Origin of the sequence: Gymnodinialimonas mytili, assembly GCF_037544085.1 — a bacterium.
Classification (GTDB): domain Bacteria; phylum Pseudomonadota; class Alphaproteobacteria; order Rhodobacterales; family Rhodobacteraceae; genus Gymnodinialimonas; species Gymnodinialimonas mytili.
On record NZ_JBBIFW010000015.1, the window covers coordinates 1 to 1339 of the forward strand.

The 1339-nt window shown below is 65.8% G+C and carries 1 protein-coding gene; it reads left to right on the top strand.

What is annotated here, in order from left to right; translation table 11 throughout:
* Positions 1-220 precede the first annotated feature (220 nt).
* Entirely contained in the window at positions 221-1339 is a 1119-nt protein-coding gene (locus tag V8J82_RS23625; protein WP_339979595.1) for a tyrosine-type recombinase/integrase, read from the top strand.

The window sequence follows — 1339 nt, forward strand, 5'->3', positions numbered from 1 at the left end:
AAACCGCCACATCTTCAGGGGTTTCCGGCCGCGCCGCGGTGACCCAGGCGGGCATGTGAGGGAGGGTGTCGGCGCGCTCGGGGGCATAGGTCATGCCACAAGACTATCGCAGGACGGCGCTTAGGTCCACAATATGATGTATAAACCGCCCCACCCTGCCGCTCTCCACCATGTCCAATAAGCTTGCCTTATCGGACATGTCTGAAATAGTCTCCGAGACATGAGCAGAACAGACGAAAACCAGTCCCAAAATGCCGAGAAGGCGACCTCAGCGTCCCCAAACCCATCTAATGACACCGCGCGCGACGAGAGAGAGCCTGCTGGTGACGACTCGATCGCCCTGCCCTCCCATGTCGCCGGGTCCGGAAGTCTTGATCGGCTTGTCGAGAGCGCGCGCGACTACGCCAAGGCATCGACCGCCGAAAACACCAACAAGGCCTACGCGGCCGACTGGAAACACTTCGCACGCTGGTGTCGATTGAAGGGCACGGACCCATTGCCCCCGTCGCCTGAGATGATCGGCCTGTATCTCACCGACCTCGCCGCACCGGCTGGCAACACCCCTGCCCTGTCGGCCGCCACGATCGACCGCCGGCTCTCGGGGCTGGCCTGGCACTACGCGCAGCGCGGCGTGGCGCTGGACCGCAAGGACCGGCATATCGCGGCGGTGCTGGCCGGGATCAAGCGCAAGCACGCCCGCCCACCGGTCCAAAAGGAAGCAATCCTGGCCGAGGATATCCTGGCCATGGTCGCCGCCCTGCCCTTCGATCTGCGGGGCCTGCGCGACCGGGCGCTCCTGCTTCTGGGCTATGCGGGCGGGCTGCGGCGCTCGGAGATTGTCGGCCTGGATTGCGGCAAGGAGGACACGCCCGACAGCGGCGGCTGGGTCGAGATCCTCGACGGCGGTGCGCTGCTGACGCTGCGCGGCAAGACCGGCTGGCGCGCGGTGGAGATCGGGCGCGGCTCGTCCGAGCAGACCTGCCCGGTCCACGCGCTGGAGCACTGGCTGCACTTCGCTCGGATCGAGTTCGGGCCGGTCTTCGTGCGCATTTCGCGCGACGGCAAACGCGCCCTGGAGGCGCGGCTAAGCGACAAACATGTGGCCCGGTTGATCAAGGCCTGCGTGCTGAAAAGTGGGATCCGGCCCGACCTGCCCGAGGCCGAACGGGTCAAACTGTTCTCCGGCCATTCCCTCCGCGCCGGCCTCGCCTCCTCCGCCGAAATCGACGAACGCCACGTCCAAAGCCACCTCGGACACGCCTCCGCAGAAATGACACGAAGATACCAACGCCGCAGAGACCGGTTCCGCGTCAACCTCACAAAAGCCGCAGGGCTGTGA

Bases quoted from the DNA above. Each gene is read 5' to 3' on its own strand.
- V8J82_RS23625 (WP_339979595.1), top strand. From the start codon at position 221: ATGAGCAGAACAGACGAAAACCAGTCCCAAAATGCCGAGAAGGCGACC.